The organism is Xanthomonas sp. NCPPB 2922, from assembly GCF_041520885.1.
Classification (GTDB): Bacteria; Pseudomonadota; Gammaproteobacteria; order Xanthomonadales; family Xanthomonadaceae; genus Xanthomonas; species Xanthomonas campestris.
Genome location: NZ_JBGOFY010000005.1, coordinates 14,469 through 29,246, shown reverse-complemented (window position 1 = coordinate 29,246; position 14,778 = coordinate 14,469). Strand labels below are relative to the sequence as shown.

Sequence of the window (14,778 nt, the reverse complement as noted above, 5' to 3'; positions counted from 1 at the left end):
CAACAGCAGTCCGCCGGTCCAGGCCGCGGCACCGTGCGCAGTGAGTCCCTCACTGCCGCGCCAGGGCAGGCGCACCGCGCTCACGACAGCTCCAGCGCAGATGCACTGGCCGCGTTGCGTCGCGTGGCACGCCAGCGCAACACGCACCACCCCGCCAGCAACGCCACCGCCAGATACAGCGCAGTGGTGCGCACGAACAGCGGCCCCCATTGCCAGGCACGCGCCAGATACTGGCCCCAATGCGGATCGGCATAACGCCCGCCCCACCAGTAGAACGCCGCATTGGAGATCAGAAACGACACCGCCGCAGCCAGCACGCCCACGCACCACACACCGCCCAGGGCTACTGCACTGCGGCCCACGCGCGCGTGCAACGCGCTACCGGCGTACCACAGCACGCCATAGGCGAACGGCAACGCGGCGTAGGCCGCGGTGATGCAGAAGTCACTGACACCGGCCAGCGTCACCGCCGCCCAATCGATCAGCACCGACATCAGCAGCAGTCCGATGAAATACCGATGCCGCCGCAGCGCCAGGCCACCGAGAAAGAACAGCGCCATGGACGCATCCGGCAGATGCAGCCAATCGCTGGTGTGGTGAAAGCGCGTGGCGGTCATCACCAGCAGCGCGGCAATGAACACCGCGCGTTCGGCAGGACGGGATAGCGGCAGCATCGGCAATCTCCTTCAGGGCGTGACATCAACTGCAGGTGGCGGCAACGCGAGCGCCGGAATCGCCGCGTGCGTGGCGATTCCGGTTGCCGCCTTGGTCCACCTGCACGCTGTACGGAGCAGGGTTACTGCGCCGGGTGATAACGCAACGTCAGCAGGTAGGCGCGCCCCGGCTGGTTGTACCAGCGCGCGGTTTCGTACTGGCGGTCGAACACGTTGTTGGCGCTCAGCGACACCTTCCAGTCTGCGTTCACCGCATAGCTCACACGCAGATCGAGCAGGCCGTAACCGGCCAGGCGGTCGCTGTTGGCCAGGTCGTCGTAGCGCTTGCCGGCGCCGAACAGGCTGGCGCCCACGCCGAACGCGCCGAAGCTGCGGTCCGCATCGATGCGCCCGCTCTGGCGTGCACGCCGCGGCAGCCAGTTGCCATGGTTGACGTCGCCATCGGCACGCGGGTCCAGCCAGGTCAGCGCGCTACGCACGGTCCAGCCGGCCAGTTCGGTGTCGTAGCCGGCTTCCACGCCGCGGATGCGCGCCTGGTCGATATTGTTTGGCTGGCCGAACGGATGCGTGGCATCCACCAGCCCGGCATCGTAGGCAATCAGATCATCGATGCGGGTCTGGAACGCGCTCAGCGTCCAGGTGCCCCAGTCGTAGTTGCCACGCAGGCCCAGCTCGGCGCTCCTGGAGGTTTCCGGCCCCAGCAGCGGATTGCCGTAGTCCGGGTAATACAACTCGTTGAACGTGGGCGCCTTGAACGCGGTACCGTAGCTGGCGGTCACACGCAGATGCGCGGCAATATCCCAGCCCCACAGCAGGCTGCCGGTGGTCTTGCCACCGAACTGGCTGTTGTCGTTGCGACGCAGGCTGGCCTGCAGCGACTGCGTGCCGAAGCTCTGCTGCCACTGCGCGAATGCAGCGCGGTCGATGCGGCTGTCGGCATCGTAGGTGTCGCTGCTGGCAATCGCATCGCGCTGCCAGTCAAACCCCACCGTCAGCAAGCCCGGGCCGGCATCCACATCGGCCTGCAACGAACCCTGCTTGCGCCGCGTGTCGTAGGTGGATACATAGGTGCCGTCGAAATACGCATCGCTGAAATCCACGCTGCTCCCGAGGCTGGCCGTGAGCTTGAACGCGTCGGTCGGCGCATACCGCACGCGGCCGCCCACGGCTTGCTGCACACCCTTGGACAGGTTGCCGCCAAAGGCCGAGCCGTCGTATTCGTTGCGGCTCTGCGCGCGCAAGGCGTGCACGTCGGCATCCCACTGGCGGTTGAAGCGCCAACCGCCCTGCACATTCAACGAATCGTTGCGGTAGCCGTCGCGGTCCGGGTCGTAGCTGCTGGAGCGGGTGTCCAGGTAGGCGTTGATGCCGTCGGTCTCGTCGTGCACCGCGTTGACCGAATACCAACCGCCGCGCTCGCCCAGATCGCCATCGCTGCGCCCGGCCACGCCGGCGCTGTAGCGGAGCGCATTGTCGCTCCCGGCCGCAGCGCTGAAGGTCGGCACGAAGCGGCCTTCCGGACGCCGGGTAAATAACTGGATGACGCCGCCAAGCGCCTCGGAGCCGTACAGGCTGGAGAACGGGCCACGCACGATCTCGATCCGTTCGATCTGCTCGAACGGGATGTCCTGCAACGCCGCGCCGCCGGCAGTGGCCGAGCCGACACGCACGCCGTCCACCAGCACCACCAGGTGGTCGGCCTCGGTGCCGCGCAGGAACAGCGAGGTCTGCTTGCCGGGGCCGCCGTTATTGGCCAGCGACACGCCGGCTTCGCCGCGCAACAGGTCCTGCAGCGAATTGATCTGGCGGCGCTCGATCTGCGCACGGTCGATCACCGTCACCGGCGCCAGGGTCTGGTCCTGGGTCTGCGCGGTGCGCGTGGCGGTGACCACCACCTGGTCGAGATCGACAGCGGCCTCGGCCTGGGCCAGCGCGGCCACGCACATCGACAGGCACACGGCCAGCACGGCACGGCACGGCGAAACGGAAGAAAGGGACATCAACTGCTGCTCCAGGAACCGCGCCAACCCGCGCGGGGGCAATGGGGGCGGCAGGCAGCAACGGGCCAGGCGTCCGGCGCGCAAGCACCAGACGCACAAGGCCACGCCCACCGCGTGCCGGGTCAATCCCTCAGGCCGGTCTCCGGGCTCGCGAGTGGAAGCCTGCGCCTCCGGTACCGCGCCTTCCCATGCATGTGCACAGTGGCGTGTTGCGGCACCTGACCTCGCCCACCGTTGCGGGGGCAGCTCCGGACTTGCGTCTCGCCAAGGCGATGCGCGCACCGGATTCCCGTTTAAACCACCGCAATTCCGGCAGTCACCTCAGGGGCGCGCATGGTAGCAGGATTGGCTGGGGCGCCTCGGCAGTCTCCGGCAACCGGCCAAGCGCAGCGCGACGCCTCGCGCCGGGGCGGTGAATTGCCGATTCCTTCTCCCACCGGGAGAAGGTGCCCCGAAGGGGCGGATGAGGGTACGGGGCGAAGCCGCATGCCATGTCTGGAGCCGCATGCCGGGGTTGCCAGCACGTCCGCCACCGCGCTTCATCTCGCACATAGGAGTGGGCTTTGCCCCCGTACCCTCACCCCAACCCCTCTCCCAGCGGGAGAGGGGCTAGCCGTTCCCGAGGAGAGAGGGGCTCAAGCACGCATCTTGGCTTGTTCAAAATTTCCAGGTCATGGACGCAACGTACCGAGGCGGCAGCGTGGCCGGGGATTGGCGGAGAGCGGCACACGGATGTGCCGCGCGGCGCGTCAGACAGGATGTCTGACCGAGCCGAAGAGCCGATCCCCGGCCGCGCTGCCGCGCTTCCCGATGCCAGTACCGACAGGCGTCGTGCTTCGCTAGGCCTCACCCCCAACCCCGCTCCGCGCCCCGACAGGAGATGGGCTAAAAAACCTCACGCGCCCTGCAGCGCCTGCTCCAGATCCGCCAGCAGATCATCGATGTGCTCGATCCCGATCGACAAACGCACGGTGTCCTCGCTGACGCCGGCATGCTCCAGTTCGGCGGGGCCGAGCTGACGGTGCGTGGTGGAGGCCGGATGCGTGGCCAGCGATTTGGCGTCGCCAATGTTGACCAACCGTGTGAACAGCTGCAGCGCATCCAGAAACCGCGCACCCGCCGCGCGTCCACCCGGCAGGCCGAAGGTCAACACGCCCGAGCCGTGCCCGCCCAGATACTTCTGCGCCAACGCATGCTCGGGGTGATCCGGCAATGCGGCGTAATTGACCCAGGCCACGCGCGCGTGTTCCTGCAGATACCGGGCAATCGCCAACGTGTTGGCATTGATGCGCTCCATGCGCAGCGGCAGGGTCTCGATGCCTTGCAAAATGAGGAATGCATTGAACGGCGACAACGCCGCACCGGTATTGCGCAGCGGCACCACGCGCGCACGGCCGATGTAGGCGGCCTCGCCCAGGGCTTCGGTATAGACCACGCCGTGGTAGCTCACGTCCGGCTCGTTGAGACGCGCAAAGCGTGCCTTGTGCGCCGCCCACGGGAAGCGACCGCTGTCCACGATCGCACCGCCGATGCTGTTGCCGTGCCCGCCCAGGTATTTGGTCAGCGAATGCACCACGATATCTGCGCCGAAGTCGATCGGCCGCAGCAGCGACGGCGTGGCGACGGTGTTGTCCACGATCAGCGGCACACCGTGCGCATGCGCCACGGCGGCCACCGCTTCGATGTCGGTGATGTTGCCGCGCGGGTTGCCGATCGACTCGACGAACACCGCCTTGGTGCGCTCGTCGATCAAGCCTGCAAACGCCTGCGGATCGCGGTAATCGGCAAAGCGCGTGGTGATACCGAACTGCGGCAGCGTGTGCGCGAACAGATTGTAGGTGCCGCCATACAGCGCGCTGGAGGAGACGATGTTGTCGCCTACCTCGGCGATGGTCTGGATCGCATAGGTCACCGCCGCCTACCCCGACGCCAGTGCCAGCGCACCGATGCCGCCTTCCAGCGCAGCCACGCGCTGTTCCAGCACGTCGTTGGTGGGATTCATGATGCGGCTGTAGATGTTGCCCTGCACTTTCAGGTCGAACAGGTCCGCGCCATGCTGGGTGTCGTCGAAGGCATACGCCACGGTCTGATAGATCGGCACCGCCACCGCGCGGGTGGTGGGATCAGGACGGTAGCCACCGTGCACGGCGATGGTTTCAGGCTTCCACTGCGGATCGGTCATGGCGCGACTCGCTCAGGAGGAGGCCCAACGATACCCGGCCTGCGGCGCCTGCCTCATGACGGCCGGCTATGAGCAGATTGCCAGCGGGCAGGTTCGCTAACGCAGAATCGAAGTCGCACCAAGTTCGAACAGGATACAACCGCGTGCACGCATGCCATCAACGCACCGGCACGCGATACCCCTCACGCAAGGTTTGTCTGTACTCAGCCATAGGCGGCAACCCAACGGCGCGACGCCGGCCCTCCAGTCCCGCGATATCTTCGGTGGGCCGCAACGCCATGCTGCCATCGGCCTCTGCCCTGAACTGCGTGCCGTAGCGCTGCGGCCTATTCTGTCCAACCAACACGCGGTCTGTCAGCAGCGCGACCTCGCTAGGCGCCACATCGCGTCTGGTGAGCGCAGCCTCTATCAGCTTCAATGCCTGCTCCTGAAAGGCGAGGTCCGCGTCGGCATGCTGAACCAGCGTCCATGCAGCATTGGCGCCGTCCTCACCAACCAGCGAACGACCTGGCCAGCCCTTGCGAGCAATCACCTGCTTCAACCAAGCCGTATTGTCGCGATCCACTGGCGCGGTACGTACCCAGTCTTCCGGCTTGCCGCCGACAGCAATCGCGGCATGGCGGACTCTTTGATCCTGTTCAACCCGTGCCAGCAGCTCGTTGCGCAATGGCTGATCCACTGCTGCAGTCTGCTGCGCGCTGAGATGCTCCGCTTTCGCTAGCAACGCGGGCCATCCAGCCGTCGTGCGCAGCCGATTGAGCCCAGGACGATCCTTGCTGCGCAGATCCTCCACCGCAATACATCTGCTCGGCATTTCATTATCGAGATACCGTAATGCTTGATCGGTCTGCCCGGCCGCCGCCAGGCATTCGGCATACAGAAGCTCGCCATTGCTGGGAAACGGAATGACGGCACCTTGCAGCGCACCCAGGATCTCCGCGCAGCGCGCGTAGTCTTGCGCCTGATACGCATCGACAGCTGCCTTGAAATCGGGCTGTGCGTCCGCGTGAGCCGCAACTGCCAACGTGATCGACATGCAGAAGCCAAAAAGCAGATGACAGATGCGCATCTGCATTCCTTGCCTGAGTGCCTGCCACGATCATAGCGCCGTGCCGATGCGGCGCGCACCCACCGCTACCAATGATCCTCCGCCAAACACATCGCCCCGCATCAGCGGGGCGATCGTGACTGCGTGAACCTCAGGATCAGCCCTTGGTAAACGCCAGATGCCCACCTTCGGTGCGTACACGCACGGTGTCGCCGCTGGTGTACTGGCCGGAGAGAATCTGCTGGGCCAGCGGATTTTCCACCTGCGACTGAATCGCGCGCTTCAGCGGGCGCGCACCATACACCGGGTCGAAGCCGACATTGCCCAACAGTTCCAGCGCCGGGTCGTCCAGGTCCAGCTTGAGGCCGCGTTCGGCCAGGCGCTTTTCCAGGCCCTGCAACTGGATGCGCGCGATCGACTTGATCTGCGCCTTGTCCAGCGGATGGAACACCACGATGTCGTCGAGCCGGTTGATGAATTCCGGGCGGAAGTGCGCCTGCACCACGCCCATCACCGCCGCCTTCATCTGCGTGTAGGCCTCGGCGCTGCCGTCGCCGGACAACTCCTGGATCTGGTGCGAGCCCAGGTTGGAGGTCATCACGATGACGGTATTACGGAAGTCCACGGTGCGGCCCTGGCCGTCGGTGAGGCGGCCATCGTCAAGCACCTGCAGCAGGATGTTGAAGACATCGGCGTGCGCCTTCTCTACCTCGTCCAGCAGGATCAGCGAATACGGGCGACGGCGAACAGCTTCAGTGAGATAGCCGCCTTCCTCGTAACCCACATAGCCCGGAGGCGCACCGATCAGGCGCGAGACCGAATGCTTCTCCATGAACTCGCTCATGTCGATGCGGATCATCGCCTCGGTGCTGTCGAACAGGAAATCCGCCAGCGCCTTGCATAGCTCGGTCTTGCCCACGCCGGTCGGGCCCAGGAACAGGAACGAACCGCTCGGACGATTGGGATCGGACAAGCCGGCACGCGAGCGGCGCACCGCATCGGACACCACCTTGATCGCCTCTTCCTGGCCGACCACGCGGCGGTGCAGTTCGTCTTCCATGCGCAGCAATTTGTCGCGCTCGCCTTCCAGCATCTTGTTGACCGGAATACCGGTCCAACGCGACACCACCTCGGCGATTTCTTCGGCGGTCACGCGGTCCTGCACCAGCTTGAAGTCGTGATGTTCGACCTCGTTGGCCAGCAGCATCTGCTTTTCCAGCTGCGGCAATACGCCGTACTGGATCTCGCTCATCTTGGCGTAGTCCTGGCGACGCTGCGCCGCTTCCAGCTCCAGCTTGGCGTGCTCGATCTGCTCCTTGATCTTGGTGGTGCCCTGCAGCGCGGCCTTCTCCGACTTCCACACTTCGTTGAGGTCGGAGAATTCGCGTTCGAGCTTGTCGATGTCGCTTTCCAGATCGGCCAGGCGTTGCCGCGAGGCCTCGTCCTTTTCCTTCTTGAGCATCTCGCGCTGGATCTTGAGCTGGATCAGGCGGCGCTCCAGGCGGTCGAGCTCTTCGGGCTTGGAATCGATCTCCATGCGGATGCGCGATGCGGCTTCATCCATCAGGTCGATGGCCTTGTCCGGCAACTGACGGTCGGTGATGTAGCGGTTGGACAAGGTGGCCGCGGCCACGATCGCCGGGTCGGTGATCTCCACGCCGTGATGCACCGCGTAGCGCTCCTTCAAGCCGCGCAGGATGGCGATGGTGTCTTCCACCGTCGGCTCGCCCACGAACACTTTCTGGAAACGGCGCTCCAGCGCCGCGTCTTTTTCGATGTATTTGCGGTATTCGTCCAGCGTGGTGGCGCCGATGCAATGCAGTTCGCCACGCGCCAACGCCGGCTTGAGCATGTTGCCGGCATCCATCGCGCCATCGGCCTTGCCGGCGCCGACCATGGTGTGCAGCTCATCGATGAACAGGATGATCTGGCCTTCGTTCTTGGACAGGTCGCTGAGCACCGCCTTCAGGCGTTCTTCGAATTCGCCGCGGAATTTGGCACCGGCAATCAGCGCGCCCATGTCCAGCGACAGCACACGCTTGCCGCGCAGGCCTTCTGGCACTTCGCCGTTGATGATGCGTTGCGCCAGGCCTTCGACAATGGCGGTCTTGCCCACGCCCGGTTCGCCGATCAGCACCGGGTTGTTCTTGGTGCGCCGCTGCAACACCTGGATGGTGCGGCGGATTTCTTCATCGCGGCCGATCACCGGATCGAGCTTGCCGCTCTCCGCGCGCGCGGTCAGGTCGATGGTGTACTTCTCCAGCGCCTGGCGCTGTTCCTCGGCATTTTCCGATTGCACGGTTTCGCCACCGCGCAATTTGTCGATGGCCGCTTCGATCTTCTTCTTGTCGCCACCGGCCGCGCGCAGCGCCACGCCCAGCGGGCTGGCATCGTCGGCAGCGGCCAGCACGAACCACTCGCTGGCGATGAAGGCATCGCCGTGCTGCTGGGCGAGCTTGTCGGTCTGGTTGAGCAGGCGATTGAGATCGTTGCCGATCGACAGGTTGCCTTCCTGCCCGGACACCTTGGGCAGGGTGTCCAGCGCTTCGCCCAGGCGCTCGCGCAGTGCCGGCACGTTGACGCCGGACTGCGACAGCAGCGGGCGCGTGCTGCCACCGCTCTGGTCGAGCAAGGCGGCCAGCACGTGCACGGGTTCGATGATGTTGTGGTCGCGGCCCACGGCCAGCGATTGCGCGTCGGCCAGCGCCTGCTGGAACCGCGAGGTGAGCTTGTCCATCCGCATGAGAAATCCTCTGAACTGGTGGCCGGCGTTTCCGGCGATACCGTGCAGATGCGGCTGGCGGGCGGCGTTTCAAGGCTGGGCGCTGTGTCCACGCCCCTGGCAGCGGGCCGTGACGCCGCCGCTGTTGGCCTGGCGTGGGTCCGCAGACGGGCCGCTAGGCGAACCGCCGCAACGGTTTTTCGACCTGCGAGGCAGCGCCAGGTTGCGCCTCTGCCGCCGCGGCGGCACCGGACGACGGCGGCCCCAGCAGACGCGACAAGACCTGTGCCTGGATCACTGCTACCGCTGGCGCACCGGGCAGGCGCGGATGCGGCGCGGGCACCGCCACCTCCAGACCGACCTGGCCGTGCTCGATCACCACGATGCGGTCGGCCAGTGCGCTGGCCTCGGCCACGTCGTGGGTCACCAGCACCAGGGTGAAGCCATGCTGCCGCCAGAGCTGCACGATCAGCTGCTGCCGAGAACACGCTGGAGGCAGCAGTGGAGTCGGCCGGGGACCGGTAGCGCACGAACATGCAGTTCCTTGTGGATGCGCCATGCCAGGCATGGCGGCAGCAATGGCGCGCAAGCCGACTCGGCCGCGCAGCGCGATGCCTGCATGCTGTTTGCCACCACCACAGGCGTCAAATAACCAATGGCTTGGTGGTTATTCGCTCACGCACGCAACCTCTGTGTTGCCGCCGGCGCACGCAATGCGCGCGCGGCTGTGCAGCGCGCACGAAGCGGCGATAATGCGCCGATGGATGCACCCAAGCCCTGGCACCTCTATCTGCTGCTCTGTCGCAATGGCAGCTACTACGCCGGGATCACCAACGATCTGGAGCGGCGCTTCCAGGCGCATCTGCGTGGCACCGGCGCCCGCTACACCCGTGCGAATCCGCCGCTGCAGGTGCTGGCCAGCCATCCCTATCCGGACCGGGCCACCGCTTCACGCGCGGAGTGGTTGCTCAAGCAGCAGCCGCGCGCACGCAAGCTGGCCTGGTTGCAGGCACAGGGCCTGCTGCCTGCCGAGTCACGGCCCGACGACACGCCGCTCACGCCCGCCTAGCCGTTGATTGCCTAGCCTGCCCTGCCTTCTCCTGGAGCAGCGCATGCATTACCAGCTCTATTATTGGACCAGCCTGCAGGGCCGCGGCGAATTTGTCCGCCTGGCCCTGGAAGACGCCGGTGCCGACTACACCGATGTGGCCCGCGTCGAAGGCGACGAGGTCATGAACACATTCCTGGACGGCAGCGCAGACGGCGCGCGCCCGTTTGCACCGCCCTTCCTCAAGGCCGGCCGCACGGTGGTGGCACAGGTGGCGGCGATCCTGCATTTCCTCGGCCCGCAGCTGCAGCTGGTGCCGGAATCAGAAGCCCGCCGCCTGCAGGCGCTGCAATTGCAGATGACCATCGCCGACCTGGTGGCCGAGGTGCACGACACGCACCATCCGATCGCCAGCATGCAGTATTACGAAGACCAGAAAGACGCCGCCAAGCAACGCGCCAAGGACCTGCGCGAAAACCGGCTGCCGAAGTTCCTGGGCTATTTCGAGCAGGTGCTGCAACACGCCGGCGGCAACCACATCCTGCGCGAGCACTCGTATGTGGATCTGTCGTTGTTCCAGCTGGTCAGCGGCCTGGAATACATGTTCCCCAAGCGGATGGCGACACTCGCCACCGATATTCCGGGCTTGAAGGCGCTGCAGCAGCGCGTTGCGCAACGGCCGCGCATTGCCGCGTACTTGGCCTCGGAACGCCGTGTCGCCTTCAACACCAACGGCATCTTCCGGCATTACCCGGAGTTGGATGCGGCGTGATGCTGGCGCCGCGATCGCGCAGCGTCGCGCGTGTGCGTCGCTGTGTGCACAGCACAGGCGCGCACTACAGCAGGCGAGCACGCCACCGGTCGCCGCGCGCCAGCGCGTGCTGCGACCGATGTGGCCGATGGCGGCCGTGTTTAAGCACAGGTCTTCGGCAGCGTGATCGACGCGCTGCCTGACTAGATACCGCTCACCGCCCGCGCAGCACCGCCGCACGGATTCGTTGCAACTGCGCCTTTACCGCGGCCGCCTGGGTCGGGCCAAGCCGCAGCAGTGCCTTCTGCCCCACCGAAAGCGACTCCAGCGCCGGATTCGCGTAGCGGTAACGCCCGCGCTCGTCTTTCACCACCACGATCGGCTGCGCCGCTTCCGGGGTCAGCAGCAGATGATCGATCACCGCGATCAGGCGATCATTGAAATAGCGGTCCGGCGCGCCCAGCTCCGCATACGCCTGTTGGATCAGTGGATAGAAGCGCACATACGTGGCGACCAGCGCTTGCGCATCCAGCGCGGTGAACGCGGCCACGTAGGGTGCGTAACGTGTGGCGTTGGTGGTGTCGATCACGCTGCGCCCGTCGGCCTCGGCCACCTGCAATTCACCGGGCACCGGCTGCAACACCGAGGCACGTCGGCTCATGCTGGGCTGGGTGAGGTTGTCGATCATCACCACCGCACGCTGGATCAGGTGATCGCGCAGCACGATGGCCAGCGCGGCCTCGTCGGGCACCAGCGCGTGCAGCGCCTCCCACGCGGCGCTATCGCTTTTCGCCAGTGGCGGAATTGCCGCATCGGCGGCATCGGCCGGGTGCGCCGGCAGCGGGTGCTGTGGCGCGCTGGAGACAGCGGGCGCGGGCGGTGTGGGCGCCGCGGCCGCCACGGCTGTGGGCTTGGGCGTGGAAGCCGCACTGGGCGCTTCAACAGTGCCGCGGAACAGCCACCACCCGGCACCGATCACGACCGGAATCGCCAGCAGCCACGGCCAGCGCGAAGGTCTGGATTGCATCAGGGAACTCCTAGAAATCGACAACACACCAAGGTGTGACCATGCGATCGCGCGGTGGTTCCATCGATTGCTGCACGCGTCTGGGCTGCTGCACGCGCATCTGCGCAGCGCAGCAGCCGCCATGCGCAGCCAAGCGCGCCTGCTCAATCGTGTGAATAAGAGCAGCTATCAAAACTACTGCGCAGCCGCCAGGCGGGCGCGGCCGGTGCTCGGAATCCTCATGTACCCACGTACACTCCGGTTCCTCCGCGCCGTCCGCACCCACCTGACGGCTGCTCGCTACGTTTTGTTAGCCGCTCTAAGTGCCAGCGCATGCGAACGCCGCAGGGAAGCTGCGGTACACGCAGGCTGCATGCGGCCTCCAAGCGCGGCAGCACGCCAGCGGTGGCCGGTTCTCGCAAAGAACAAACGAGCCCCGCGTTTACGCCTCGCCGCCATCACGTGCGTCACCGCAAGCAACGAAAGCGCGCGGCCAACCAGCGCATCCGCAACCGCCATGCCGTCGCGGTTGATCGCTGCATCAGGCCGCCGCTGCCTCAGCTGTCGAAGTCCAGGCGTGCGTCCACCCAGGCAGCGACAATCGCAGCAGCCACTTGCTGCGCCTGTGCGGCCGGCAAATGCTTCTCGCGCACCAGCCAGGCGGCGGTGTCGGCACGCACCTTCGGCAGCAATGCACGTGCGGCCTTGCGGTCGTCGGCCGGCCATGCGCTGGCATCGCCGGTCCAGGCAGCCAACGCCTGGTCCGGATCGCCGCTATAGCGCTTGCGCAAGGCCGGCTGCAGATACAGCAATGGCGACACCGACGCACGCAGTGCGATGACCTCCCACTCGGCATAGCTGGCGTAGCGGATGGTGCCGGCGTCCTTGCTGATCGATTCGATCAACGACGCAAACGCGGCATCGAGCTGGGTCCAGGCCGGCAGCGCGAACAGGCCGCCCGGCGGCTCGCACAACGGCGCGAAGCTGTCGCGGGTGGAACCGTACAGCGGGCCGAACGCCTCGTACGCCGGCTCGCCAAGCGTGCTGAAAATGAAGCAATGCACATACGGGCGCGTGCTGTCGTTGCGCTCGATCCACATGCGCAACAGCGTCAGTGTCTTGTCCGGTTCCTGCACGTCAGGACCGGTGGCCTCATCGTTCAGCACCGAATCGGCAAAGCTGTCGACCTTGCGCAATGCCGCGCGCGCACTCTGAAAACGCGCCGCAGACAGCGCTGCGTCCACACCCGCGGCCGGCACGAATTGATGCAGATACACCAACCACGCCGACGCCAGCGGCGTGTCGTAGGCCTGCAATTGACGCGCCGCCGCAGCCGGTGCGCTCGGGATGCTGGCAATGATGCGGTCCAGGGCCTGTTGTTGCGCGGCCAGCGCCGTGTCCAGCGCATCGGCCCTGGCACTGAGGCTGCGCTGCAGGCAGTCGTCCGGTGTGGCGTTCTGCGCGCAGGCATTGCGCTGCCGCAGCCAGGCGCGTTGCTGCTCGCGCACAGCGGCCACCGCGCTGCGCGGCGTGGTCTGCAGCAGTTCCTGATAGGACGCATCCAGGCGTTCGTCGAGCAGGCCCAGCGCCTTCACCGCACACAGGCGTTGTTCCACCGCCGTGCTTGCGCGCGCACAGTCGAACGATGCAGACCACGCGCCACCGCTGGCCAGCAACGCCGCACCGGCCAGCACCACGCGCAGCGCGTGCGCGTGCCGGTTCATGCCAGCGTCTCTTTACGTGCCGGCAGCAGCGACAGCAGCAGCAGCGTTGCCGCCAGCGCCACATACGCACCCACGAATTGCCAGCTGATCACACGCGCCAGGCCCTGCAGCGACCAGGGCAGATAGATGCCGCCGCGCGGGTCCACCGAGTGGATCAACCCGAACAAAGTCAGCCCGGCCGCGACCAGCAGGAACACCGCGCCGCGCCGCAGCCTGCCGTCGATCATCGCCACCACCGCCGCAATCCACAACATCGCGGTGATGATGAAGCCATTGCCCAGCGCGAAGACCACGGCCAGTTCCGGCAGGCCATGGCTGTCGACCTTGGTGGTCAGCGCCACCAGTTGCTCCGGCGCGATCCAGATCGGCGCCTTGATTGCCAGCAGGTAGGCCACCGATGGCAAAAAGCCCAGCACCATCGCACCGGCGTGCTGCTTCGGCGTGGCCTGGAAGGCCTGCGTGGTGATGTCGATCGACACGTACACGATGATCGGCGCCAGCACCGCCAACGGCAGCCACTGCACCAACCCGCTGATGATGCCGAGCATGCCGCCGATGCCGACGAACAACCCGGTCAGCAGCGTGTAGCCGGTGCGTGCGCCCATGTGCTTGTAAGCAGGTTGGCCGATGTACGGCGTGGTCTGCGCCACACCGCCGCAGACGCCGGCCACCAGCGTGGCCAGTGCCTCCACCAGCAGGATGTCGCGGGTGCGGTAATCATCGCCGGCCGCACGCGCGCTTTCGCTCACGTTGATGCCGCCCACCACCATCAACAGGCCAAACGGCAGCAGCAACGGCAGATACGGCAAGGTGGACGGCAGGCCATCGATGAAGCCCAGATTCGGCAGCGGCAGCACCACCTGGGGCGCCACCCAGGCCGGGACCGCGAATCCAGGCGCCCCCAGGCCGGCCAGCCCCAGGCCGTAGTACAGCGCCGTGCCGATCACGAAGGCCACCAGCACCCCGGGCAACTTGATCGGCAGGCGGCCCTTGGCCAGCAGCACATACAGCAACAAGCCCAGGGTGACGAAGCCGGCCACCGGCGAGCGCAGGGTTTCCAGCAGCGGCAACAAGCCCATGAGCACCAGCGCGATGCCGGCGATGGAACCCAGCAATGCGGCGCGTGGCAGCGCGCGCGTAACCGCTTCGCCAACAAACGACAGCACCAGCTTGAGCAGCCCCATCACCACCAGCGCGGCCATGCCCAGTTTCCAGGTGGCGATCGCCGCGGCCTGCGGGTCCAGTCCCTGCGCCTTGAAGCCGGCAAACGCCGGGCCCAGCACCAATAGCGCCATGCCGATGCTGGTGGGCGCATCCAGGCCCAGCGGCATGGCGGTGACGTCGTCACGACCGGTGCGCCGGGCGAGGCGACGCGCCATCAGGGTGTAGAGCAAATTGCCCACCAGCACGCCGAATGCGGTGCCGGGGAACATGCGGCCGTACACCACGTCGGGCGGGAACTGGAACAGGCCGATCAACGCCATCGCGATGAAGCCGAGGATGGAGAGATTGTCGACCACCAGGCCGAAGAAGCCATTGAGGTCGCCGGAGACGAACCAGCGCGGCGATGCCGCAGTACGCGAGGAAGGGGCCGACATGGGAGCCAGGATGCGTGGGGACAGG

At 66.3% G+C, this 14,778-nt stretch carries 9 protein-coding genes, 1 other RNA gene, 2 pseudogenes and 1 riboswitch; of the genes and pseudogenes, 3 read left to right on the top strand and 9 right to left on the bottom strand.

Annotation, left to right across the window (positions count from 1 at the left end; genetic code table 11):
* Positions 1–80: 80 nt before the first annotated feature.
* The 6 genes and pseudogenes from ACD584_RS08180 to ACD584_RS08155 all read right to left on the bottom strand — a co-directional run.
* A complete protein-coding gene (locus ACD584_RS08180) occupies positions 81–674 on the bottom strand; it encodes a hypothetical protein (protein WP_014508671.1) in 594 nt (197 codons plus the stop codon).
* Between the two features lie 122 nt (positions 675–796).
* Positions 797–2,674, bottom strand: a complete 1,878-nt coding sequence (gene btuB / locus ACD584_RS08175; protein ID WP_175611666.1) for a TonB-dependent vitamin B12 receptor — start codon at positions 2,672–2,674, stop codon at positions 797–799.
* A 115-nt stretch (positions 2,675–2,789) separates the two neighbouring features.
* Positions 2,790–3,013, bottom strand: a riboswitch (cobalamin riboswitch).
* Between the two features lie 556 nt (positions 3,014–3,569).
* A pseudogene (locus ACD584_RS08170) lies at positions 3,570–4,856 on the bottom strand (O-acetylhomoserine aminocarboxypropyltransferase/cysteine synthase family protein).
* 157 nt (positions 4,857–5,013) lie between these two features.
* Positions 5,014–5,925, bottom strand: a complete 912-nt coding sequence (locus ACD584_RS08165; RefSeq protein WP_116923747.1) for a DUF6624 domain-containing protein — start codon at positions 5,923–5,925, stop codon at positions 5,014–5,016.
* A gap of 136 nt (positions 5,926–6,061) precedes the next feature.
* Entirely contained in the window at positions 6,062–8,647 is a 2,586-nt protein-coding gene (gene clpB / locus ACD584_RS08160) for an ATP-dependent chaperone ClpB (protein WP_011038185.1), read from the bottom strand.
* A 154-nt stretch (positions 8,648–8,801) separates the two neighbouring features.
* A pseudogene (locus tag ACD584_RS08155) lies at positions 8,802–9,104 on the bottom strand (ABC transporter ATP-binding protein); the annotation flags it as partial.
* Positions 9,105–9,386: 282 nt separating this feature from the next.
* On the opposite strand from ACD584_RS08155, the gene ACD584_RS08150 reads away from it, so the two are divergent.
* Together ACD584_RS08150 and ACD584_RS08145 are read left to right on the top strand one after the other, a co-directional pair.
* A complete protein-coding gene (locus ACD584_RS08150; RefSeq protein WP_011038187.1) occupies positions 9,387–9,695 on the top strand; it encodes a GIY-YIG nuclease family protein in 309 nt (102 codons plus the stop codon).
* A 43-nt stretch (positions 9,696–9,738) separates the two neighbouring features.
* The gene (locus ACD584_RS08145; RefSeq protein WP_175611667.1) at positions 9,739–10,446 is read left to right on the top strand and encodes a glutathione S-transferase; all 708 of its coding nucleotides are present in this window, start codon (positions 9,739–9,741) and stop codon (positions 10,444–10,446) included.
* Between the two features lie 193 nt (positions 10,447–10,639).
* On the opposite strand, the gene ACD584_RS08140 is transcribed toward ACD584_RS08145, so the two are convergent.
* Positions 10,640–11,452, bottom strand: coding sequence for a DUF3014 domain-containing protein (locus tag ACD584_RS08140; protein ID WP_076037036.1), 813 nt, complete (start codon positions 11,450–11,452; stop codon positions 10,640–10,642).
* Positions 11,453–11,672: 220 nt separating this feature from the next.
* Here ACD584_RS08140 and ACD584_RS08135 point away from each other — a divergent pair.
* A non-coding RNA gene (locus ACD584_RS08135) (sX9 sRNA) lies at positions 11,673–11,747 on the top strand.
* Between the two features lie 241 nt (positions 11,748–11,988).
* On the opposite strand, the gene ACD584_RS08130 is transcribed toward ACD584_RS08135, so the two are convergent.
* Both ACD584_RS08130 and ACD584_RS08125 read right to left on the bottom strand, forming a co-directional pair.
* The gene (locus tag ACD584_RS08130) at positions 11,989–13,155 is read right to left on the bottom strand and encodes a lysozyme inhibitor LprI family protein (protein WP_076037037.1); all 1,167 of its coding nucleotides are present in this window, start codon (positions 13,153–13,155) and stop codon (positions 11,989–11,991) included.
* Positions 13,152–14,753: a hypothetical protein gene (locus tag ACD584_RS08125; protein ID WP_076037881.1), complete on the bottom strand. Its 1,602-nt coding sequence runs from the start codon at positions 14,751–14,753 to the stop codon at positions 13,152–13,154. The genes ACD584_RS08130 and ACD584_RS08125 overlap by 4 nt, the downstream gene beginning before the upstream one ends.
* Between the last annotated feature and the right edge of the window lie 25 nt (positions 14,754–14,778).

Bases quoted from the DNA above. Each gene is read 5' to 3' on its own strand.
- btuB (WP_175611666.1), bottom strand. From the start codon at position 2,674: ATGTCCCTTTCTTCCGTTTCGCCGTGCCGTGCCGTGCTGGCCGTGTGC.
- ACD584_RS08140 (WP_076037036.1), bottom strand. From the start codon at position 11,452: ATGCAATCCAGACCTTCGCGCTGGCCGTGGCTGCTGGCGATTCCGGTC.
- ACD584_RS08180 (WP_014508671.1), bottom strand. From the start codon at position 674: ATGCTGCCGCTATCCCGTCCTGCCGAACGCGCGGTGTTCATTGCCGCG.
- ACD584_RS08165 (WP_116923747.1), bottom strand. From the start codon at position 5,925: ATGCGCATCTGTCATCTGCTTTTTGGCTTCTGCATGTCGATCACGTTG.
- ACD584_RS08130 (WP_076037037.1), bottom strand. From the start codon at position 13,155: ATGAACCGGCACGCGCACGCGCTGCGCGTGGTGCTGGCCGGTGCGGCG.
- ACD584_RS08125 (WP_076037881.1), bottom strand. From the start codon at position 14,753: ATGTCGGCCCCTTCCTCGCGTACTGCGGCATCGCCGCGCTGGTTCGTC.
- clpB (WP_011038185.1), bottom strand. From the start codon at position 8,647: ATGCGGATGGACAAGCTCACCTCGCGGTTCCAGCAGGCGCTGGCCGAC.
- ACD584_RS08150 (WP_011038187.1), top strand. From the start codon at position 9,387: ATGGATGCACCCAAGCCCTGGCACCTCTATCTGCTGCTCTGTCGCAAT.
- ACD584_RS08145 (WP_175611667.1), top strand. From the start codon at position 9,739: ATGCATTACCAGCTCTATTATTGGACCAGCCTGCAGGGCCGCGGCGAA.